The sequence below is a fragment of the Kaistella soli genome (assembly GCF_019038595.1).
Taxonomy (GTDB): Bacteria; Bacteroidota; Bacteroidia; order Flavobacteriales; family Weeksellaceae; genus Kaistella; species Kaistella soli.
This window is the reverse complement of sequence record NZ_JAHOPF010000001.1, coordinates 580,215-601,739: the sequence shown is the minus strand read 5'-3', so window position 1 is coordinate 601,739 and position 21,525 is coordinate 580,215. Positions and strand designations below refer to the sequence as shown.

The 21,525-nt window shown below is 37.8% G+C and carries 22 protein-coding genes; 9 read left to right on the top strand and 13 right to left on the bottom strand.

From position 1 onward, the window contains the following. Nucleotides 1-17 precede the first annotated feature (17 nt). From KSK37_RS02830 to pdhA, 5 genes are all read right to left on the bottom strand, one after another. Nucleotides 18-893 (bottom strand): hypothetical protein, encoded by an 876-nt coding sequence (locus tag KSK37_RS02830; protein WP_217199318.1) that lies wholly within the window; start codon nt 891-893, stop codon nt 18-20. Next, a complete protein-coding gene (radC, locus tag KSK37_RS02825; RefSeq protein ID WP_217199317.1) occupies nt 890-1,567 on the bottom strand; it encodes a RadC family protein in 678 nt (225 codons plus the stop codon). Before radC ends, KSK37_RS02830 begins: the two co-directional genes overlap by 4 nt. An 87-nt stretch (nt 1,568-1,654) precedes the next feature. Next, nucleotides 1,655-2,320, bottom strand: coding sequence for an ABC transporter ATP-binding protein (locus KSK37_RS02820; RefSeq protein WP_217199316.1), 666 nt, complete (start codon nt 2,318-2,320; stop codon nt 1,655-1,657). A 143-nt stretch (nt 2,321-2,463) separates the two neighbouring features. Continuing rightward, nucleotides 2,464-4,095: a pyruvate dehydrogenase complex dihydrolipoamide acetyltransferase gene (locus tag KSK37_RS02815; RefSeq protein ID WP_217199315.1), complete on the bottom strand. Its 1,632-nt coding sequence runs from the start codon at nt 4,093-4,095 to the stop codon at nt 2,464-2,466. Between the two features lie 85 nt (nt 4,096-4,180). Then, on the bottom strand, nt 4,181-5,185 hold the full coding sequence (pdhA, locus tag KSK37_RS02810) for a pyruvate dehydrogenase (acetyl-transferring) E1 component subunit alpha (RefSeq protein WP_217199312.1): 1,005 nt from the start codon (nt 5,183-5,185) through the stop codon (nt 4,181-4,183). A gap of 98 nt (nt 5,186-5,283) precedes the next feature. Between pdhA and KSK37_RS02805 the strand changes: the two genes are divergently transcribed. From KSK37_RS02805 to KSK37_RS02795, 3 genes are all read left to right on the top strand, one after another. Further along, nucleotides 5,284-5,907 carry a phosphatase PAP2 family protein gene (locus KSK37_RS02805; protein WP_246566178.1) on the top strand — a complete coding sequence of 208 codons (624 nt, stop codon included), beginning with the start codon at nt 5,284-5,286 and terminating at the stop codon, nt 5,905-5,907. Between the two features lie 4 nt (nt 5,908-5,911). Next, the gene (locus KSK37_RS02800) at nt 5,912-6,367 is read left to right on the top strand and encodes a BlaI/MecI/CopY family transcriptional regulator (RefSeq protein WP_217199310.1); all 456 of its coding nucleotides are present in this window, start codon (nt 5,912-5,914) and stop codon (nt 6,365-6,367) included. Nucleotides 6,368-6,461: 94 nt separating this feature from the next. Beyond that, nucleotides 6,462-8,255 carry a DUF4153 domain-containing protein gene (locus KSK37_RS02795; protein WP_217199308.1) on the top strand — a complete coding sequence of 598 codons (1,794 nt, stop codon included), beginning with the start codon at nt 6,462-6,464 and terminating at the stop codon, nt 8,253-8,255. A 42-nt stretch (nt 8,256-8,297) separates the two neighbouring features. Here KSK37_RS02795 and KSK37_RS02790 read toward each other — a convergent pair whose 3' ends face one another. Beyond that, complete coding sequence (locus tag KSK37_RS02790) at nt 8,298-8,648, bottom strand: RNA recognition motif domain-containing protein (RefSeq protein ID WP_088357995.1); 351 nt, start codon at nt 8,646-8,648, stop codon at nt 8,298-8,300. A 140-nt stretch (nt 8,649-8,788) separates the two neighbouring features. Then, complete coding sequence (locus tag KSK37_RS02785; RefSeq protein WP_217199307.1) at nt 8,789-9,652, bottom strand: aldo/keto reductase; 864 nt, start codon at nt 9,650-9,652, stop codon at nt 8,789-8,791. A gap of 107 nt (nt 9,653-9,759) precedes the next feature. Between KSK37_RS02785 and KSK37_RS02780 the strand changes: the two genes are divergently transcribed. From KSK37_RS02780 to KSK37_RS02765, 4 genes are all read left to right on the top strand, one after another. Beyond that, nucleotides 9,760-11,223, top strand: a complete 1,464-nt coding sequence (locus tag KSK37_RS02780; protein ID WP_217199306.1) for a T9SS type A sorting domain-containing protein — start codon at nt 9,760-9,762, stop codon at nt 11,221-11,223. Nucleotides 11,224-11,405: 182 nt separating this feature from the next. Then, a complete protein-coding gene (locus tag KSK37_RS02775; protein ID WP_088357998.1) occupies nt 11,406-11,822 on the top strand; it encodes a DUF6157 family protein in 417 nt (138 codons plus the stop codon). A gap of 285 nt (nt 11,823-12,107) precedes the next feature. Continuing rightward, nucleotides 12,108-12,974, top strand: a complete 867-nt coding sequence (locus KSK37_RS02770; protein WP_039354162.1) for a sigma-70 family RNA polymerase sigma factor — start codon at nt 12,108-12,110, stop codon at nt 12,972-12,974. 67 nt (nt 12,975-13,041) lie between these two features. Then, the gene (locus tag KSK37_RS02765) at nt 13,042-13,518 is read left to right on the top strand and encodes a hypothetical protein (protein ID WP_217199305.1); all 477 of its coding nucleotides are present in this window, start codon (nt 13,042-13,044) and stop codon (nt 13,516-13,518) included. Between the two features lie 14 nt (nt 13,519-13,532). Here KSK37_RS02765 and KSK37_RS02760 read toward each other — a convergent pair whose 3' ends face one another. Genes KSK37_RS02760 through KSK37_RS02745 form a run of 4 tightly spaced genes read right to left on the bottom strand, consistent with a single transcriptional unit; the run spans nt 13,533 to nt 15,506 of the window. Further along, nucleotides 13,533-14,123 carry a Crp/Fnr family transcriptional regulator gene (locus KSK37_RS02760; RefSeq protein ID WP_217199304.1) on the bottom strand — a complete coding sequence of 197 codons (591 nt, stop codon included), beginning with the start codon at nt 14,121-14,123 and terminating at the stop codon, nt 13,533-13,535. 17 nt (nt 14,124-14,140) lie between these two features. After that, entirely contained in the window at nt 14,141-14,515 is a 375-nt protein-coding gene (gene ytxJ / locus KSK37_RS02755; protein WP_217199303.1) for a bacillithiol system redox-active protein YtxJ, read from the bottom strand. After that, the gene (locus KSK37_RS02750) at nt 14,512-14,976 is read right to left on the bottom strand and encodes a DUF1569 domain-containing protein (RefSeq protein ID WP_217199302.1); all 465 of its coding nucleotides are present in this window, start codon (nt 14,974-14,976) and stop codon (nt 14,512-14,514) included. Before KSK37_RS02750 ends, ytxJ begins: the two co-directional genes overlap by 4 nt. Then, nucleotides 14,970-15,506 (bottom strand): YfiT family bacillithiol transferase, encoded by a 537-nt coding sequence (locus KSK37_RS02745; protein ID WP_217199300.1) that lies wholly within the window; start codon nt 15,504-15,506, stop codon nt 14,970-14,972. The genes KSK37_RS02750 and KSK37_RS02745 overlap by 7 nt, the downstream gene beginning before the upstream one ends. Before the next feature lie 140 nt (nt 15,507-15,646). Here KSK37_RS02745 and pncA point away from each other — a divergent pair, with 140 nt between their 5' ends. Together pncA and KSK37_RS02735 are read left to right on the top strand one after the other, a co-directional pair. Beyond that, nucleotides 15,647-16,252 carry a bifunctional nicotinamidase/pyrazinamidase gene (gene pncA / locus KSK37_RS02740; RefSeq protein ID WP_217199298.1) on the top strand — a complete coding sequence of 202 codons (606 nt, stop codon included), beginning with the start codon at nt 15,647-15,649 and terminating at the stop codon, nt 16,250-16,252. A 111-nt stretch (nt 16,253-16,363) separates the two neighbouring features. Beyond that, complete coding sequence (locus KSK37_RS02735; RefSeq protein WP_217199296.1) at nt 16,364-17,941, top strand: S41 family peptidase; 1,578 nt, start codon at nt 16,364-16,366, stop codon at nt 17,939-17,941. Nucleotides 17,942-18,000: 59 nt separating this feature from the next. Here the strand turns inward: KSK37_RS02735 and KSK37_RS02730 are convergent, their stop codons facing one another. Then, nucleotides 18,001-20,388 carry a TonB-dependent receptor gene (locus KSK37_RS02730; protein ID WP_217199294.1) on the bottom strand — a complete coding sequence of 796 codons (2,388 nt, stop codon included), beginning with the start codon at nt 20,386-20,388 and terminating at the stop codon, nt 18,001-18,003. An 83-nt stretch (nt 20,389-20,471) separates the two neighbouring features. Then, the gene (locus KSK37_RS02725; RefSeq protein WP_217199291.1) at nt 20,472-21,422 is read right to left on the bottom strand and encodes a fasciclin domain-containing protein; all 951 of its coding nucleotides are present in this window, start codon (nt 21,420-21,422) and stop codon (nt 20,472-20,474) included. Nucleotides 21,423-21,525: the final 103 nt, after the last annotated feature.

The window sequence follows — 21,525 nt, the reverse complement described above, 5'->3', positions numbered from 1 at the left end:
AAATTACTAATAATTTGCTACTTACTGAAGAAGTTTTTCAGTAAATCTTTTTTGGAATTTTCTACGACAGCATATTCCTGCAGCACCGAACCGAAACTTTTAAAGAAAACCTCTATTCCTCTAATGCTGCTGCCCATAAAATCGAATGATTTCTGGTGTATACTGTCTTTAAGAATCCAGTCAATAAGAAAAGAAGCACCGTTATCCAATTTAAATTTTTCATCGTTGACAAGTCCCAGTAATGAATTACGGTTTTCACCGTCAATCACAATGGCTAAATTGGTAAGATTATTATCCTTAAATGAACCAAAAAGTTTCAGCAATCTACTTTCGTGAAGAAACTGCAGATAATGAAAAAATTTTTCCAGATCTTTCTTTTTATCTAAACCCTTGAAATTATTGCGGATAAAAGCCAAACTTTCGGCAATCATAACTTCTTTAAAATTAAGATACTGAGCAGTTTTTACCGTAGATTTTCTGCCTTTAAAATAATTCTTTCTTAAAAGCTGGTACTCCGTAGTTTCAATAAAATAATTCTTTTTCTTTCTTAAATTCTGTTCAAACAAATTTTGAAAATTGAAAGCGTAATAAACGATCCGGTACTCTTTTAAAAGAAAGTCCAGAAACTGCTGTTCAATTCTTCCGTTTTGTGCTTTCCCGAAGATCCCAAGCTGCTGACAAAAAAGCGGCATCACAACAAACTTGAAACCGAACTTTTTCTTCACCGGAACCGGCATAACATATTCGTAATCCCCGAAAATGAGTAATTCCCACTCTTCGCAAAGTTTATCAAGAATCTCCTTCTTTGCATAAAAATTTTGCTGCACCGCATCTTCTATGCATTTCTGATATCGGGAAAAATCTATTTCGCTGTATTTCAGTCTTCTAATCATAATAAATTTTCGTCGGCAAAGCTGAAATAAGAATTTTGGGAAATGATTAAGTGATCCAGCAACTGAATGTTCATCATTTTTCCGGCTTCATTGATCTGTTTGGTGATTTTAAGGTCATCCTGGCTGGGTTTGAGATTGCCGGACGGATGATTATGCGCAATGGCAATACCGGTGGCAAAATACTCTAAAGCAGTTCTGAATAAAATCCGCACATCCACGATCGACTGATTGATTCCGCCGGATGAAAGTCTGGATTTACCCAGAATGCGGTTGTTTTGGTTCAGAAAAATTGCCCAGAATTCTTCCGTTTGTAAGTCGGAAAGATAAGACTTCAAAACTTTGTAAATATCTTTGCTTTCGCTGATCTGGATTTTTTCCGGAACTTCCTGCGCTGCACGTCTTCTGCCGATTTCAAGGGCTGTTGCAATAGAAATCGCCTTAGCCTCCCCGACTCCTTTAAACTTCATTAAATCTGAAATGGAAAGTAGAGATAAGTTATGCCAGTTGTTCCCTACCGAATTAAGAATTTTCCTCCCAAGTTCTACCGCGGAATCTTCGCGGTTTCCGCTCCCCATAATGATCGCCAGCAGTTCCGCATCAGAAAGTGAATTTTTACCTTTCAGTAAAAATTTTTCTCTTGGTCTGTCGTCTTCTGCAAGAAATTTTATGGACATATCAATTCAAGATTCATCGGGCATAATAGAAATTCTACCTTTAAAGTTAATAAAAATTATAGAATTTAAATCCCCGAACTGGATTACTTATATAATCTGGCCGTCTTTCATTACCAATTTCCTGTCTGTAGTGTCTGCGAGGTATGTATTATGGGTAACGATAACAAAAGTCTGGTTGTATTTGTCTCTTAAATCAAAGAAAAGCTGATGCAGGTCGTCCGCATTCTTGGAATCTAAATTTCCGGTGGGTTCATCTGCGAAAATAATTTTCGGCGAATTGATCAGTGCTCTCGCAACTGCTGTTCTCTGCGCTTCTCCACCAGACATTTCGCTGGGTTTATGATGCAGACGGTGGGCAATATTTAAATCCTCAAAAAGCGAATAAGCTTTCTCCAGAGATTCTTTTTCATTCTTTCCTGAAATTCTTGTCGGAAGCAGAACATTTTCCAGCGCCGTAAATTCGGGTAAAAGCTGATGAAACTGAAAGACAAAACCAATATTTTCGTTCCGGAATTTTGAGATTTGCCTGTCATTCATGCTGATAAAAGATTTTCCTGCCAAAGCAATTTCTGTATCGAAATCTTTTGGATTGGTAGGTGTATCCAAAGTTCCCAGGATCTGCAGAAGCGTAGATTTTCCCGCACCGGATTCTCCTACGATTGAAACCACCTCACCTTCCAGAATATGGATGTCAACTCCTTTTAAAACCTCTAAATCTCCGTATGATTTATGAATATTGCGTGCTTTTATCATGGTTTCAAAAATAGTGAAAATGTTTGAATTTAGAAGACATTTTATATGGGTTTTCAGCGACTGCCCGTTGAAAAGAACCGGTCTACAAATAAAAAATCCTTTCAAAAATAAATTTGAAAGGACTTGAACATATTATAAAAAACTTAGAGCAACAGCGTTAAAGGCTGTTCCAGATAAGTTCTTAAAGTCTGTAAGAACTGTGCTCCTGTTGCACCGTCAACCACTCTGTGATCACATGCAAGAGACAATTTCATGGTATTTCCAACCACTATCTGTCCATTTTTCACAACAGGTTTTTCGATGATCGCACCTACCGAAAGAATTGCTGAATTCGGCTGGTTAATGATTGAAGTGAAAGTTTCAATACCAAACATTCCCAAATTGGATACGGAGAATGTTGAACCTTCCATTTCATTGGCTTTCAGACCTTTGGATTTTGCTCTTCCTGCCATATCTTTTACTGAAGCTGAAATTTGGTTATAATTCATCTGGTCTGCATTTTTCAAAACAGGAACTACCAGGCCGTCAGGAATTGCTACTGCAACACCCACGTTGATGTTTCCGTGGTGAACGATTTTATCTGCGTGCCATGTTGAATTCACCTGAGGATGCTTTCTTAATGCCATCGCCGTAGCTTTAATCACCATATCGTTGAAAGAAATTTTAGTATCCGGTAAAGAATTGATTTCTTTTCTTGCCTCAATCGCTTTATCCATATCGATTTCAACAATCAGATAATAGTGCGGCGCGGTAAATTTACTTTCAGAAAGTCTCTTCGCGATGATGTTTCTAACCTGAGAGTTTGGCGTTTCGGAATCTTCTCCCTGAACGAAGTTCATTGCAGGCTGAGCTGGTTTCGCTTCCGCACCGGCAGGTTTTGCTGCGTTTGCAGACCCAGCACCGGGAGTGAAACTTTCCACGTCTTTTTTAACGATTCTTCCGTTTTCGCCGCTTCCTTTCAGCGAATTCACATCAATACCTTTATCCTCCGCCATTTTTTTAGCCAAGGGAGAAATTGCTACTCTTTCACCGGATGCAGCAGCAGCTGAAGGCTGGTTAACCTCAGGAGTTGCAGCAGGCTTAGATTCACTTGCTGTGGCTGCAGGCTTTGATTCTGCTTTTTTACCGCCGCCTGAAACGATGGAAGAAACATCAGTTCCTTCAGGTCCGATAATCGCAAGTACAGTGTCCACAGGACTTGCACCTCCTTCTTCGGTTCCGATGTATAAAAGGCTTCCGTTAAATTCAGATTCGAAATCCTGAACGGCCTTATCCGTTTCAATTTCCGCTAAAATATCGCCTTCCTTAACGGTATCTCCAACTTTTTTGTGCCATTTAGCTACTTTACCTTCCGTCATGGTATCAGAAAGACGCGGCATTGTGATTACTTCAACGCCTGCAGGAATATCTGCAGAAGCAGCCTCTTCTTTTTCAACAGGCTTTGAGGTTTCAACGTCGGTTACGTTCTGCTCCGTTTTATTTTCTTCAGGAATTGATGAAGAGGCACTGCCGCCTTTTAATGAAGAAATATCTTCACCTGCCTCGCCGATAATTGCCAAAACAGAATCTACAGGAGAAGAACCTCCCTCTTCAGTGCCAATATATAAAAGGGTTCCGTTGTGTTCAGATTCAAAATCCTGAACAGCCTTATCGGTTTCAATTTCAGCTAAAATATCGCCTTCTTTCACCGCATCACCAACTTTTTTGTGCCATTTAGCCACTTTACCATCCGTCATTGTATCGGAAAGACGCGGCATTGTAATTACTTCAGCCATAATTTTTTTATTATTTGAGTTTTGACATTCGAATATCTGAAAAATGGCATTACCATATCCAAACTTCGGAATTCAAATTAAATTATCAGTTATTTTCTAATTTATTGAGGAATGGATAATCTTCCTGAGCGTAAACATATTCGTAAACTTTATCAGCAGTTGGATATGGTGACTGTTCCATGAACTCCACACATTCTTCAACAAAATCTTTAGATTTTTCGTCCATTGCAGTCAGTTCATCTTCTGTCGCCCATTTATTTTCCAAAATACGGTGTTTAACGATTTCGATAGGGTCGTCTTTTTTATGTTCAGCAACTTCATCTTTCGATCTGTACGGCTCCGCATCCGACATGGAGTGTCCTCTGTAACGGTAAGTACGCGCTTCGATGAACGTTGGTCCGTCTCCTCTTCTCGCTCTTTCAATAGCTTCAAAAGCAACTTCAGCTACTTTTTCAGGATCCATTGCGTCTACAGGAAAACAAGGCATTTCGTAACCAAGACCTAATTTGTAAATATCTTCGTGATTGGCAGTTCTTTTTACAGAAGTTCCCATCGCGTACTGATTATTCTCAACGACGAATACCACCGGAAGTTTCCAGTTCATTGCCATATTGAAAGTTTCGTGAAGTGAGCCCTGACGTGCAGCACCATCTCCGAAGAAACAGATATTTACTCCGCCAGTTTCAAAATATTTATCTCCAAAAGCGATTCCTGCTCCCAAAGGGATTTGACCGCCCACAATACCGTGACCGCCGTAGAATCTTTTTTCCTTGCTGAAAATATGCATAGAACCTCCCATTCCGCCGGATGTACCCGTAGCCTTACCGCAAAGTTCTGCCATAATTCTTTTCGGATCCACTCCCATTGCCATAGGATGTATGTGGCATCTGTAAGCTGTGATCATGCTGTCTTTGGTAAGATCCATTGCATGAGCGAAGCCTGCGGGAATTGCTTCCTGGCCGTTGTATAAATGTAAAAACCCTCTGATTTTCTGTTTGAGGTAAAGAGAACGGCATTTATCTTCAAACCTTCTCCACATTGTCATTTCTTCATACCATTGCAGGTACACTTCTTTTGAAAATTCTTTCATGTTTAATCGAAATATTCAGCAAAAATAATAAAAATCTTTGTCTTTACGGTTAGCATAAGATGATAAATATTAGTTATAAACAGATTAAAAAACTATTTTTGAAAACTATAATTACTTTTATGTTCAAAACCGACACTCCGTTGCTGAACGGAATTTCAAAATTCATTTCAAATTTTTTCAATCCGCTCGTTTCGCTTTTTCTTTATTTTCTTTATTCAAGTCTGGAGAATTACACGGCAAAAGAAGCTGCAATGCGTTTCATGCCAATACTTTTGCTGACGATGCTGCCAATTTCTCTCTGGATTTTCTGGAATGTTAAAAAAGGCAATTACACCAATATGTATGTCTCCAACCGCAACCAGAGAAAGAGCCTTTATTTTTTTATTGCCGGCGCAATAGGCGCATATCTTCTGTATGATTATCTAAAAAACGGAACGGTTGATATCCTTATGATATTTCTCATGATTTTACTGCTGGTGATGCAGATCAGCAATTATTTTGTTAAAAGTTCCATGCATACAGCATTCAACATCTTTGTTTCGGCGCTGTTCTTTTCTATTAATCCGGTGATGGGAATCATTTGGTTTGGAATTGCTGTTTTGGTAGGAATTACAAGAATCATACTCAAAAGACATACTTTGAAAGAAGTGATTTCCGGTGCGGTAATCGCAGGTATCGTATCTTTTATTTATCTTTATACCAATATCCAAATGCAGCACTAAACCTATGAAAATAAACCAGCTTACGCATGCCGAAGAACTTTTAATGAACATTCTTTGGAAACTGAATTCCGCTTATATGAAGGAGGTTATGGAAGAATATCCGGAGCCCAAACCGCATCAGAATACCGTTTCCACCTTTATAAAAATCCTGGTGGAAAAAGAGTTTTTAACCACAGAAAAAGAAGGCAGAATCTTTAAATATACCGTTGCGATCCCTTTCGAAGATTACAAAAAATTCCGGCTGAGGAGTTTCGTTGAGCAGTATTTTCATAATTCGGGAACTGATCTGGTAAAGACTTTACTGGACGAAAAGCTGCTGAAAACTTCAGATGTTAACCGTCTTCTGGAATTAAAAACACCAAAAGCCGAAAACCCAATCAGCGATTTTATTGAAGAAATTACTTCAGATAAAAAAACGAAGAAAAAGAGCAAGAAAAAGGAGAAGAAGAAAAAGAAGTAAGCTTTTCAATGAGCATGGATTCATGTTCCTTTCCTTGGTTTTAAACCGTTATTATTGAGTTCCAAATTGAAATCAGAGATCTAAAAACAGTACTATGCTCAAAAAATTTAGAGAAATTTCAGGAAAAACAGGCTTTATTGTCCGCGAATATCCAATGGTTCTTCTGATGGCTTTTTTGGCAGCCATTTCGCTGATGTGTTTTGCACACGGTAACTTCAATTCCAATGGTAATTATTTTGTCTTTATCAGGTTCTCCTTGGTATGCTGCTTGGGATTATCACTGATGTTTGCTCTGAAAATGCTTTCTCAAAGGATCGGAAAAGCATTTTTACTCGAAATACTTGGGACTATTTTTTTGATTTTCTTTTATCTTTTACTTCCCGAAAAAGAAAAGGATTTCACCGAGAAATATGCTTTTATCCTCGTTCCCACTTTTATTTTATCGCATCTTCTGGTGTCATTCGCTGCTTTCTTTGGTAAAAACAGAGAACTGAATTTTTGGCAGTACAATAAAAACTTATTCATCAATGTAGTCTTAACCGCAATATTTACAGGAGTTTTAACGGGCGGAGTCGAACTTGCAATTCTGGCAGTAGATAAACTTTTTGACTTTAATTTCAACCAGAAATATTACGCAGAAACCTTTTATTTACTCTCCGTTTTCGGGAGCTGCATGATTTTTTTACTTTTCAGTGAAAACGGACTTCATGATCTGGAAAAAGATGGCTCTTATCCTTTGATTCTTAAATTTTTCACCCAATACATTCTTATTCCGCTTTTAATTATTTACGCGGTTATTCTCTACTTTTATTCCGCGAAAATCCTGATCAACTGGGAACTTCCGAGAGGCTGGGTTTCATATTTAATCTTAGCTTATTCTGTGGTCGGAATTTTAGCACTTTTACTTGTTCATCCTTTAAAGGAAAATTCCACGAAATCCTGGGTGAAAATGTTCTCCAGAATATTCTATTATACGCTGATTCCGCTGATTGTTTTATTGTTCACCGCGATTTTTACCAGAATCTTAGAATACGGCTACACCGAACCAAGATATTTTGTTCTGCTCATTGCATTATGGCTTACAGCCGTTGTTCTCTATTTTGTTTTTGCGAAAAAACCGACCATCAAATTTGTGCCGATGAGTCTTTTTGCTTTTGGATTATTTTCTTTAATTTTTCCTTATCTGAATACTTTTTCTGTCGCCAAAAGAAGTCAGAAAACAGAATTGCACAATATTCTGATCCAAAATAATTTACTCGAAAACGGAAAGATTTCATTTAATAAGAAAGTATCGGATACCGTTGCAGACGAAGTTTCCAACAAGTTTGAATTTCTGGCCAAACGGAATGAAAAAGAATTTTTACTGAATCTACTTCCGGCAAAAAACAAGAAACTGATTGCGAAAAATTTAAATGAAGCCAACTTTTGGGGAATTAGAAGCGATTTCAGAAATCAGTTTAAAAACGTACAATATGATATTTCTAAAAAAGAACTCAGTCCTGTACAAAAAAACGTCACGTTAATTGCCAAGAAATTTGATGCGGATATTTCCGGTTATAAATACCTTTTTAAAGCTTATAACTATAAATACAACAGTTTTGAATTCGACAATAATACCGTTGAATTAAAAATGCCGGTAAGCATGTTTAAATCTGAATTAAATTTAATTTTTAACGGACAGAAAATAAATTTGGTTCCGGATTTAAAGAAATTATTTGAAAATTACCCAAATAACGGAGAGATAAAGGTTGATGATTTATTCATAACAAAAGTAATAGGAAATTATGAATTCAAGATGATGTTTGATTCGGTGATCTTGAGCAAAACTGCTGATACGAAAGACCAGTTTTTAATCAATTCGGAATCAGTACTGATATTGATTAAATAAAAAAAGCGGCTTAAAAGCCGCTTAACTATTTGTAGACAAATCTTACCAGTTTGAACCGCCACGATTTCCTCCACCGTATCCGCTTCCGCCTCCACGATTTCCTCCACCGTAACCGCCACCACGGTTATTGTCGAAACTTCTTCTTGGTTTGTCTTCTCTTGGTTTAGCTTCAGAAACGTTAAGTTCTTTACCGTCCAATTCTTTTCCGTTTAAAGCTTCGATAGCGTTTTTACCGTCTTCGTCGCTCATTTCTACGAAACCGAATCCTCTAGATCTACCGGTTTCTCTGTCTGTGATAATTTTAGCAGAAGATACTTCGCCAAATTCTGAAAAAAGATCTTGCAATGACTCTTCTCTTGTAGAGTAATTGATGTTTGAAACAAAAATGTTCATCATAAAAAAAATTAAAAAATTAATACTTGTTGAAATTATAAATGAAACTCAACAATTGATGAACAAAGATTGATTTCGGATATAAAAACGGGTGCAAGATACAACATAAATTTAAAAAACAATTTTTTTTCTTATTATTTTCATCTAACTTCCTCTCCTTCTGCTGCTTCAAGCAGTTTAAACCAATCTTCCCGATCCAAATTTATCGATAAACTCTGTTTGAATTTTTTAATCACATCTCTTCGTGAAGTCCCGATAACAGGGAGTATTTTGGATGGATGCTTCAAAATGAACGCTAAAAGAATTTGGTTTTCTTCTGCATCATATTTTGAGCAGATTTCCTCTAAAACTGATTTGATTCTTGTATTCTGTTCAGATTTCTCAGTAAAATAATTTCCCATGACAGACCAGGCCATTGGCTGCAGTTTTTTCAGCATCATCTGATCAAGCGTCCCGTCATAAAAAGCGCCCGTTTGACTGACCGAAATTTCCACCTGATTGGTCACCAAAGGAAATGCATCATTGATAAGATCAAACTGGGAAGGCGAAAAATTCGAAACCCCAAAATGCCTGACTTTTTTCTGATCTCTCAATAGATTAAAGGTCTCCCCGATTTCTTCAGGATTCATAAACGGTGAAGGACGGTGAAGCAGCAAAAGATCAAGATAATCTGTTTTCAGATTTTCTAAACTTTTATCTACAGAATTCGAGATATGTTCTTTGGAATAATTGTAGGATTTAATTTTGAAATTTCTGTTCTCACAAGGCATTTCGATGCCGCATTTAGAAATAAACTGCACTTTTGCCCTGTCAATTTTCATTTCTGAAAAAGCATCACCGAATAGTTTTTCTGTGGTGTAATTTCCATAGATATCAGCATGATCAAAAGTTGTTAAACCTTCTTCAAAAGAAGTTTCAATGAGATTCTGAACTCCTTTCGCAGAATGATTGGCACCCCAAATTCCCCAGCGCATAGTTCCGATGATAATAGGTGAAAACTTCATAATACAGCAATTTTAGTCAAAAATAAAGATTTAAAACTGATTTTTTAACATTCAAATCTCTTATTCCGCACGTAATAAACCTTATATTTGAAAAAAATTAATTTATAATGAAAAAACTTTCTTTTCTTTTTCTATCCTTGTCCTCAACACTCGTTTTTTCACAATTTGTAAGTCCGGGGACTGGTGTTACGTATAATCTTGCATCGCTCTCAGTTGCGGCACCCACAGTATTGGTAAATAACGGAACAAGTTATCAGATGAAGGCTGATATTACCATCAGCAATGGCGACACGCTTTTAATGAATGAAGATGCAACGCTGAAAATAGACGGCGGCAAGCAGCTTACAATCGCTGGGATTTATGATACCAATGCTGGAAATGTGTTAATTACAGCGACTGATCCTGCTGTTATTTTTAAAGGAATCAGACTCGAATCAACATCTACTGTAACCATCAGAAACACGACATTTGAATATGGCGGCGGCATACAGGCTTTAACCGGAAATTTCCTAATGGACAATTCTATTGTAAGATATTTTAAATCCGGGTTGGTTACAGGAGCGGCACTTAATTTTTCTACCGGTAACCCTGTTGTAAAAAACTCACAGTTCATTGAAAACGACTTGCCTGCAGTTGCATCAGGTGCAAATCAGGGAGTGGCTCTGGAGTTTACAGGGAATTATCTTTATGGCAATACGAAAGGAAACTCCAACCGTCCGCAGGTTAACATGGGACCAAGCGGAACTGGAATTACCAAAATAATAAACAATACAATTATCGGTGACAGAACTTTAACCAAAGTGGGCGGAGTGTCCGTTTCAACATTATTGGGAGTTGAAAATCATCCACAGATTGAAGACAACATCATCAAAGATAATAGATACGGAATCACAGTGACCGGAAATAATTCCTCCGGATCGATCTCAAATAATACGCTTACAGACAATAATACGGAACCTGTTCCGGCAAGTGGCGGAAGCGGAATTTCGCTTTCAGGAAGCGGAAGTCAGGTAATGGCGATTAAAGTGGAAAGAAATAAGATCAGAGGCAGCCTCTGGGGAATTACGATAATCGGTACTGCACGTGCTGACCTTGGCGGTGGCACATTAGGAAGTACGGGAGAAAATATCTTCTTTAATAATGGAAACGGAGGACAGCTTTACGCACTGTATAATAACACAGCGAATCCGATCAGCGCAACCAATAACTGCTGGAGAGAAGGTGAACTTTCAGACGATGCGATGGTAGAGGCTGTAATTTCACACAGCGTGGACAATGCAACTTTAGGAACCGTAACTTATGCACCGTATATGTGTGCTTTACCATTGTCAGCCAGCGATGCTGCACTTTCCAAAAGCAGCATCTACCCTAACCCTAGCAACGGAACTTTCGTTTTTGACTCAGAAAAATCCGGGAATATTGTGATTTCGGATATGTCGGGAAGAGTTATTTACTCCGGGATTGTGGCAAAAGGTAAAAATACAGTATCTGTAAAAGCTAAATCGGGAGTTTATATTCTGGTGCATCAGTCGGAAGGTAAAAAAACATCTAATAAATTAATTATTAAATAATTGACGCTCTTAAATTAATTTATTCAAACTCATTCTGAAATCATCAGAATGAGTTTTTTTTGTCTTTATCTTTTTGATTTTTAAATAATTAAAATACATCCGTTACCATAAATTTTACGACAGGCAAATTTTAAATCGTTAAGGTTTTTTATACATTTACACCCAATTTAAAACTTTTAAATATGAAAATTCATACAACGAATTACAAAGATACCTTTATAGAAACTGCAGAAGATTCACCGGTGTTGAAAAGCGAAATTCCGCCGGTAAAAAGAAACAGAACTTTAGCGGATATTCAGTTTGAAATGGTTTCTCAGAATCCTTATCAATATACTTCAGACGATGTGATGTTTGAATGTTATGCTCAGAAAAACGATATTGCTGAAGGTGAAAGAAAAGAGGCAAGAAAGGAATTTTTCTCTAAAGGTCAGGCGTGTTTCAGATCTTCGGCCTTAACGAAAAGATACGGTTTCGGGGTTCATCACAATGCGGAAGGTAAAGTTGCTCTTTTTCCGATCGAAAGTGAAGAATATGAAAATTTCGTGCAGGATGAATCGGTAACTAAGGTAAAAGCAATGCGTACGAAGCGCGCGCGATAGAATCTTGATTTGTAAATTAAAGAAAATTTTGTCTTTGTATCCAAGAATTTTCCTTAAACAACCGTCTTCGAAACCGCGAAACCCGCGACCCGGCTTGAGCGGAGCTCTTTTTACAGAATTTTCAGGTGCTGGAAAAGCAGGGGGAAATTCTGTAAAAAAGCAGGAGCGGAAGACGGAAAATGTCGCCCAAAACTAAAGTTATCGTTTTATTTTGTTCTTTTTGTAACCTTTTGCATTTCGCTGTCGTATAATATAATGCAGTCCTAAAGTGGACAGAATTTTATAATGAGACAATTAAAGATTACAAAGCAGGTTACCAACAGAGAAACTGCATCGCTTGACAAGTATCTACAGGAGATCGGAAAAGTGGATTTGATTACCGCCGATGAAGAAGTAGATTTAGCACAGAAAATTCGTGCAGGAGACAGGGTTGCCCTGGAAAAACTCATCAAAGCGAACTTGCGTTTCGTGGTTTCAGTTTCGAAACAATACCAAAACCAGGGACTTTCTTTACCCGATTTGATTAACGAAGGTAACTTAGGTCTGATGAAAGCTGCGAAAAGATATGATGAAACCAGAGGTTTTAAATTCATTTCCTACGCCGTTTGGTGGATCCGTCAGTCGATTTTACAGGCTTTGGCAGAACAGTCGAGAATTGTAAGATTGCCGCTTAACAAAATTGGTTCAATCAATAAAATCAACAAAGCTTACGCACACCTTGAGCAGGAAAACGAAAGACCGCCTTCCCCGGAAGAGTTGGCTGAAGTTTTGGACATGAGCGAAGACGATATTAAAGAATCAATGAAAAACTCCGGAAGACACCTGTCGATGGATGCGCCGCTTGTAGAAGGTGAGGATTCTAACTTGTATGACGTTTTGCGTTCCGGTGAATCACCAAGTCCGGATAAGGATCTGATGCTGGAATCTCTTCAGATTGAAATTGAAAGAGCATTGCAGACTTTAACTCCAAGAGAAGCGGATTTGGTTCGTTTATATTTCGGACTGAACGGCAAGCATCCGATGACTTTGGAAGAGATCGGTGAAACTTTTGACCTGACGAGAGAAAGAGTCCGTCAGATTAAGGAAAAAGCCATCAAAAGACTGAAACACAATACCAGAAGTAAGATTTTGAAATCTTATTTAGGGAAATAATTTTTTAAGAAAATATTTATAAATTAGAGCAGGTTTTTAAAAAGCCTGCTTTTTTTATTTATAATTTATGAAAGTTATTAAAAATTTTAAATTCGTCTCTAACCTAGAATTTGTTCATTCAATTTTAAAAGAACATAATATTTTGCATGCTATCGACTTGGAAAATTTAAGCATCTCCTCAGATGAATTTGAAAGGAACAAAATATTACAAATCATTGAAGATTTGAAATTAGATGAAAATGAAGTGGAAGTTGACGACAATTTTCAAAAAGACTTTGATGATTGGCATCAAAACAGTTTGAATCCTGGACATTTTATGGGAGGCCGTATTCCTTTTTTTTATTGGAATAAAAAAAATTATCCTTTTCTGTTTTTTACCATTTTTTTCCCGTCCATAGCAATGATTATTATAATGGTTTTTATAATAGATGGAGAACCGAGCTTTGAATTCGATTTTGCCACTATTTGTTTATATCTGTTTCAAATATTCGTTGCAATTTCAATGATTGTACAATGGTTGCAATACAGAAAACAAAAAAAATGAAATATTTTTTATTATCAAGATGTCTGAAAATTTTTTCTCGCCAGTTCTTTCCGAACCCTGCTTAAACTTTCCGGTGTAATACCGAGATAAGAGGCCACCATCCACTGCGGAACACGAAACAGAATATCGGGGTACATTTTGATAAAATTCATATATCTTTCCTCGGCCGTTTCCGCCAATAGGGAATTTACGCGGTTCTGTAGATTTCTAATGTGTTTCTGAAGAAGCAAATCATTATTTTCAGCAGTGTTGGGAAATTCCATATTAATGTTCGTGAAGAAATCACTTTTAAGAAGCAATATTTCAGATTCTTCTACCGCTTCAATATAGTATTTCGATTTCTCATTGAAATAAAGGGAACTTCTGTCCGACATCAGCCATTTTTCCGGTGCGAACTGTATAATGTGTTCTTTCCCGTTCTTGTCAATCGAATACATTCTCAGCAAACCTTTTTCTACAAAGTAAGTTCCGTTACATACTTCTCCTTCCTGCAAAAGAAATTCGTTTTTTGCGACTTTCCTGGTCTCATAAAAACTGCTGCATTTGGTAACCGCTTCTTTCGGAATTTCTAAAATTTCCGATAAATAAGTTTCAATATTTTCCATTAAAATAAATACAAATATTAGGTCAAAGATACTGAAATGCCTTGATGGGAAGCATTATTTACCGCAATTCCGTTTTCGAGAACAATCAGCTGCGGGCTTTGATGCTGCACCCCGAAATCATCGGCAATTTTGTTGGAAATATGCCGGTATGCAAGCAAATCCAGAAAATAATAGGACACATTTTTATCTGAACTCTGTACTTCTCTTTCAAAATTTTTCAAAACCGTCTTACTGATAAAACATCTCGTAGAATGTTTAAAAATAGCCACTCTTTTCTCTGACGATTCTTCGATTGCTTTGTTCAAATCTTCTTCAGATTCAATATAATTCCAGAATGTGGATGAAGATTTCTCTTCTTCACTTCCGCCAAAAAATTTATTAAAAAAACTCATAATCCAAATTGTTTTAAGTGATGATCAAGATGCTTATACTGCAGGAAACCCCAGTCATATTTTGTCATCTGACCAAAAAGTACATGGTCCAAAACTACGTTATTTTTCTCACAATTCTCTACAAACTCATCTAACGAGGACAGAAGCTCATACCTGGCTTTTTCTAAATTACAGTTTTCATTAATGACCAATTCTTTGAAAGTCGGCATATTCCGGGGAATCCCGTTATTGAAGATTTTCATTTCTATTTTTGCTATTACTCCAGCTTTTTTCACAAAAAAAGGGGTTTTGGGAAGAATTATTTTTCCGCAACCCACCTGTAAAATACGGTCGCAGTGGCGCAGCATCTGGGCAGCGGTCATTTTCCCCCACTTTCTTTCAGAACCTTCATTAATGCTTAAAATTCTTTCTTTAATTTCATCCAGATCATCCGGATTTAAAAGCGACTTTCTTTTTACCAACCCTTTTCCTTTTTCAGGTTTTCGATATGCGCATAATGATGATCACAATGCCACGCGTAAAAGGCCAGGTTTTCTCTGAGATTGATTTTTTTGTTATAGTCCGGATGGAAATAGGTTCTGTCAAACTCTTTATTGGTCATTGTTTTCAGCAAATGAATCCATCTGCAGTGCAGACCTTCCAGGATGAGCAGCGCTGCTTTTATCGGCTCACTTCTGCTGTCCTGCAGCTCGGCCCATTTTGTTTCATCGTAAGGTTTTATGGTGGGATTATCTTCTGTTAAGGCCATTTTAAACCTTCCAACGCTTTGCATATGGCTGTCTGAGAGATGGTTAATCAGTTGCCGAACCGTCCATCCTCCTTCCCGGTATTGGGTATCAAGCATATCATCGCTCCACTTTTCCACTAAACATTTTAACTTTCCGGGGAAATCTTTCACGACTTCGATATGACCGTCCAACTCCACATCTGAAATTTTTTCAGGATACTGAAATTTCCCGATCGGATACTTTTTATATTCTAAGTTGTCCATTATATTTTACGGTTTTGACGATTTGGCTGATTAATAGTTTTGGCTGAAATTTTGCGTTTCAGTTTCGTAAATTTACAACATAATATCAAACTCCCGTTTGATTGATTTCTTAAAGTTATTATAAAATTAGAAGTGAAAATATGAAAAAAGCCCTGATTATAGTTGATGTACAAAACGATTTTTGCGAAGGCGGTGCACTTGCCGTTCCCGGAGCCAATGAGGTTATTCCTTACATCAACCTCCTGATGAAAGAAAATGAATATGACCAGATCGTGCTCACCCAGGACTGGCATCCTGCCAACCATAAAAGCTTTGCCTCCAACAACGGAAAAAAGGTCGGCGAAACCATTATTTTAAACGGAGTTCCTCAGTTTATGTGGCCGGATCATTGTGTGCAGGGAACTTTTGGAGCTGAATTTCCTAAAGACCTGAACCGGGATAAAGTAACGCACATCGTTCAGAAAGGAAAAAATACAGATGTTGACAGTTACAGTGGTTTTCAGGACAATAACCATTTTGTAAAAACCGGTCTTGATGACTTTTTAAAATACCATGACATTAAACTGCTTGAAATTGTAGGTTTAGCATTAGATTACTGCGTAAAATTTACCTGCCTAGATGCTGCTCAGCTTGGATATGTGACCTGTTTACATTTCAACGGAACCCGCGCTGTCAATGTAAAACCAGAAAATGGAAAAGATGCCATTTATGAAATGCTTCAAAATTCCGTAACGGTTTTAGGATAAAAAATTCTGAATAATTTAAACAGACTCTGCAATATTTGCAGAGTTTTTTTTGTGAAATGATTTAAGTTTAAATCTCATTTAAAATATTTATTTTTATCAAAATTATCTGAATTGAAGACTCCTGCCCTCCTTTTTCTCCTTGTGATACTCACTTCGTGTGTTTCCGTAAAAAAATATAACGAAAAACACGAAATTTCTATCGCTCCTGAAAAACTCCGTCAGGATGTGGATTTTGCGAACAAAAAACTTCAGGAACTTCACCCGAATCTCTATTGGTATATTTCTAAAGACCGTTTGAATTATAAATTTGACAGCTTAAAAACGACCATTACCAAACCTTTAAAACCAAATGAATTTTATCAGAAACTGGCTCCGGTTATCGCAGATATCAAAGAAGGACATTTGCGCATTGTGCCTTTGGAAAAACGTCTGACACGGAAAGAAATCAAAAATCTTAAAAACCAGAAAGGCTTGCTCAGCCGATACAATTTCGTGCTGGATGGCGACCGGATTTTTGTAAAAGACAATCCCGACAAAATTCCCAATATGAATGTGGGGACAGAAATACTTACCATTAAGGATATTCCGGTGAAAGAGCTTCTGCAAAAATATAAACCATACGTCAACAGCGACGGCGAAAACCAGACTTTTCAAAAATATATCCTCGCAAGAAGATGGCCTTCTTATTTCACCGCTGAATTCGGTATTCTCGACAGCGTGAAAATAGAAGCAAAATTCCAGAATGAAGTAAAAACATTTTACCTGAACCGGGAAAAAATCACAAAAAAAGAAAAGAAAGAGGAAGAAGCAGCCACTAAAAAAATAACGAAAAGTGAAAAAGGAAAAACGAAAGATTATAATATTGTAACCAAAAGTTTCAACCGTGATCTGCAGTTTCCAACGAAGGACAGCACCGTGGCATACATGAAAATCAAGACTTTTTCCGGGACCTATTCCAGAAAATTTTATAAAGAAAGTTTTGCGGCGCTGAAAAACTCACCGGCAAAATATTTAATTTTAGACATCCGCGATAATCTTGGCGGTTCCCTTTCGGAAATCAATAACCTGTATTCCTATTTAGTTTCTGAGCGGTTTAAATTTATCAATGACATTGAAATCACCTCACGTTCATCGATATTTCAGGCAGATTATTTTTCTGAATTTTCAGTACTTACTTACCCGATTGCAATTGTTGGTTATCCGTTTTATCTTGTGGGATCTGCGCTTTCTGTAAAAAAAGTGAATGATAAGTTTTATTTAAAAAACAACGGAATTTTCGGCCTAAAAAAACCTAAGGAAAACGGCTTTAAAGGAAAAATTTACATCTTAATCAACGGGAGCAGTTTTTCTGCGGCTTCTATTCTGCCGTCGAAACTGAAAGATGACAAACGGGCTTTCCTTGTGGGTGAAGAAACCGGTGGGGCTAACGACGGAACAGTTGCAGGCCGCTACTCCATCAAAAGATTGCCCAGTTCCAAACTTTATTTGCCAATCGGTTTAATGCTGATTCAGCCTAATATTAATTTTACCGGTACCAAAAAAGGCGTGCTTCCAGACAAAGAAATTCTTCTCACCACACAGCAGGTTTTGGAGAAAAAAGACCTTCAGCTCGACTGGATTATGAAGGATATTGAAAGTTCTTCTGAATCAACTCTACCTAAAAATTTTAAAGGACTAAGTGCGGAGTAAAAAAAAAACCACAAAATCTTTGTGACTTTGTGGTTGATAACTTTTTGTTTTTGAAGTAATTAAAATTCAAATATAAATCCGAAATACGGCAACGGCGTCGAACGGTCGTTTTCCCCGGTCTCCAGAAGGTAATACTGTTCGTTTTGCGGTGCATTAGGATTGGCGATTACACCGTTATTCTGTCCGTCGCGCTGCAGATTAACAACCGGCAAATTGCTTGGGCTTTTAGATCCGTAAGCATTCACCAGATCGATATATGCGGTAAACTGCCATTTTTTGAAAATCCATTTTTTTTCAGCTCTTAGATCCAGCTGGTGTGAAAGATTTCCTCTGGCCGTGTTGAGTAAATTATAGTTCTGAACAGGTCCGTTTGCGATATTCCAGATATTCACCAAAGCGCTTCGCTGCAGGTCATAAGGCGTTTCCGGAAGTCCCGACTGCATGCGGAATCTCGCACCCACATTCCAGTTTTTCTTGAAATATTTTCCCGCGGTTAAAGTCAGAATATGTCTTGAATCCCAACTTGAGGGCAGAAGATTTCCGACCGAATTCGAGAATTTCGAATGACCGAACGTGTAGGCCATAATTCCGTAGAAATCACTTACAGTACGTTTTTGGGCTAAAAATTCGATGCCATAAGTTTCACCAAAACCTCGTGAATCCAAAGGTTCACTTCCCACCACTCCAAAATCGCCGCCAATGTTCGCAAGGGAAATTTGGTTACGAAGCGAGAACGGGTAATTCCTGTATTTCTTGTAATAACCCTCAACGGTAAGACGGAGATTATTTTTCCCGTTATACTCTACACCGCCCACCAAATGGGAATTTTTAATATATTGAAGTGTATTTTTATTTACTAAATTTCCGTTTTCCACAAATCCGAGCGCTGTATAAGCCGGAAGCTGATAGAAAATTCCGGTGTTGAAATTCAGCGCCAACTGATCGGTCAGTTTATAACTCAAAGAAAATCTTGGAGAAAACTGCTCCAGCGGATTCCCTGTTTTTTCAGAATAATCGCTCGCATCAAGACGGATTCCGGCAGAAAGCTGCAACCTATCATCTATGAATTTTTTTGCTGTCTGAAGATAGAAACCGTATTGAATAACATTTAAATCTGACAGAAACTGATCAAAATTCACCGTATTTTGAGTGACATTTTTAACGGTGGAATTATTATAGTAGTTAGCGAAATTAATATTGGTTCCGCCGCTGAACTGATAATCACCCAATGCAAAATTTCTGTCAATGCGCACCTTGTTTTCGCTTTCCTGAGATTTATAATCGAAAAGCAGATTAGCAGGCGTTTCGATATTGCGGTAATATTTCAGTGACTGATTGTCGAGCATATTCCGGCTCCAGGTGAAAAGCCAGTTTCCGTTTTCTGCCAAACGTCGGTAACCCGCTCCTACCGTATAATTCCACTGCGGAGAATTGGGAAGTCTTTCTATTAACGTTAAGTTTGAAAAAGTAGGTTTTGCATTATCATTAAATTTAAACTGATCAATCGCACCAATTCCTAAGAAATAAAATTCATCTCCGGAAGTAAATTTTTTGGAAACTTTAAAAGTTGCATCATAGTAGCTCGGTAAAAAAGGCAGATCAATCGCTTTGAAAAGCAGCTGAAGATTGGATTTTCTGACACTGAACAAACCGCTCCACGACTGGTCTTTTGAAAGCGGACCGTCCGCCATCAGCTGCATGTCATCCAATCCGATCACCGCCTTGTAACCGAGTTTGTCTTTCCTTGCCTGTTTCAGATTAAATTCAAAAAGAGAAGAAAGAACGCCATTTCTTTTTGCAGGAAAAGCTCCGCTGTAGAAATCAACATCTTTAATAAAATCTACGGTGATAATTCCGCGGGGACCGCCACTTGCGCCCTGAGTCTGAAAGTGATTAATGACCGGAACCTCGATTCCGTCGATATAAAATTTATTTTCGGCCGAACTTCCGCCACGGATGAAAAGATCATTCCTGAAAGTTGCGGTACTTCCAACTCCGGGAAAACTCAGAATCGCTTTGGAAACATCACGGTTGGATCCTGCATTTTTCTGCACTTCCTCACTGGTGATATTTCTCAGGGACAAAGGACTTTCGGCTGTCGTTTTATACGCTTTTCTGGTGATCGTTACTTCCTGAATTTCCGCGGCAGCTTTTGTTAAACCTAAAGAGAAAGTTAGATTCTGGTTAGGTACGACATTAATATCGTTCAGAAGAGCGGAATTATACCCTTCTGCTGAGATTTCAAATGTGTAAGTCCCGGAACTGATCTCTGAAATAAGAATATTTCCAGTTCCGGAATAAGTTTTTTCAGGATTTCCGACGATTTTAGCCTCAGCAGAAACCGGTTTTTTTGAAAATTCGTCATAGACGTTGATGTTAATGCTTCCAACCTGTGCTGAAATATATAATGTAATGAAAATGAATAGAGTAGCTAATTTTAACTTCATTGAGTGGAAATTTTCTGCAATTTACAATAAGCGCCCCTTATTTCAGGGACGCCTATCAAAACATTTAACTATAAAAAATAAAACTATGGTAAAATTACTTTATCGATTGCGTGGATAATTCCGTTGCTGCACTGTACATCTGTAGCGATAACGTTTGCTACACGGTTATTGGCATCTGTGATTTTCACTCCGCCGGCAGTAGTTATTTTAAAAGTGCCACCCTGGAACGTAGTTACTGTCATATTATTTGTAATGTCTGTGGAAGCTACGTTTGCACCGGCAACGACGTGATATTTAAGGGTATTTTCAAGTGTTGTTTTCGGAATCGCGGCAAGATTCGGAAGGTTTAATTCTGTTAGTAAAGCACCAAAAGCAGCATTAGTTGGCGCGAAAACCGTGAAAGGTGAACTTGCAGTACCGCTTAAAATTCCTGCAAAATTAGGCATATCACTTCTCGTCAGCGCTGTAACCAAGGTGCTGAAATTAGGATTTGCCAAAGCGTGCGTAACTATGGTTGGCAGACCGATTACCTTATCCACTTTGTGAATCACACCGTTGCTGGCATTAATATCCGTTTTAATTACCGTAGAAATTCCGTTAATTTTCACTCCGGAATCTGCGTTGATGTACATGCTTAAATTTCTTGTGGAAGAAGCACTTCCCTTTGCCAGTGTGGAAACATAACCTGTTTTAACATCAGCGGCCATTACTTTTGCTGAAAGCACATGATTAAGAAGAATTTCTTTTAAAGCGGCAACGGGAACATCATTGAGACTTGCAAAACCGTTTTCGGTAAGAAACTGCGCGAATGCTGCATTTGATGGTGCAAATACAGTGAAAGTACCTCCGGCATTCAACGTAGCTGCAAGACCAGCTTTATCGATGGCAGCTTTCAGATTCGACAGATCGGAGTCAGCTGTTGCCAGTTCGTAAATCGTCTTTGGGGTTTCCATATCATTTCTGTTGTCGTCGCATCCGGTCATCAAAAAACCGAACAGCAATACCAGAGCGGACATTTTTAATAAATTTTTCATAATAGGATGTTTTTTGTTTAAGTAAAATTAGACAATTTTCATACTAAACAAAATATTTTGGTATAGAAATATACTATTAATATAATTGATGAAATTTTAATAC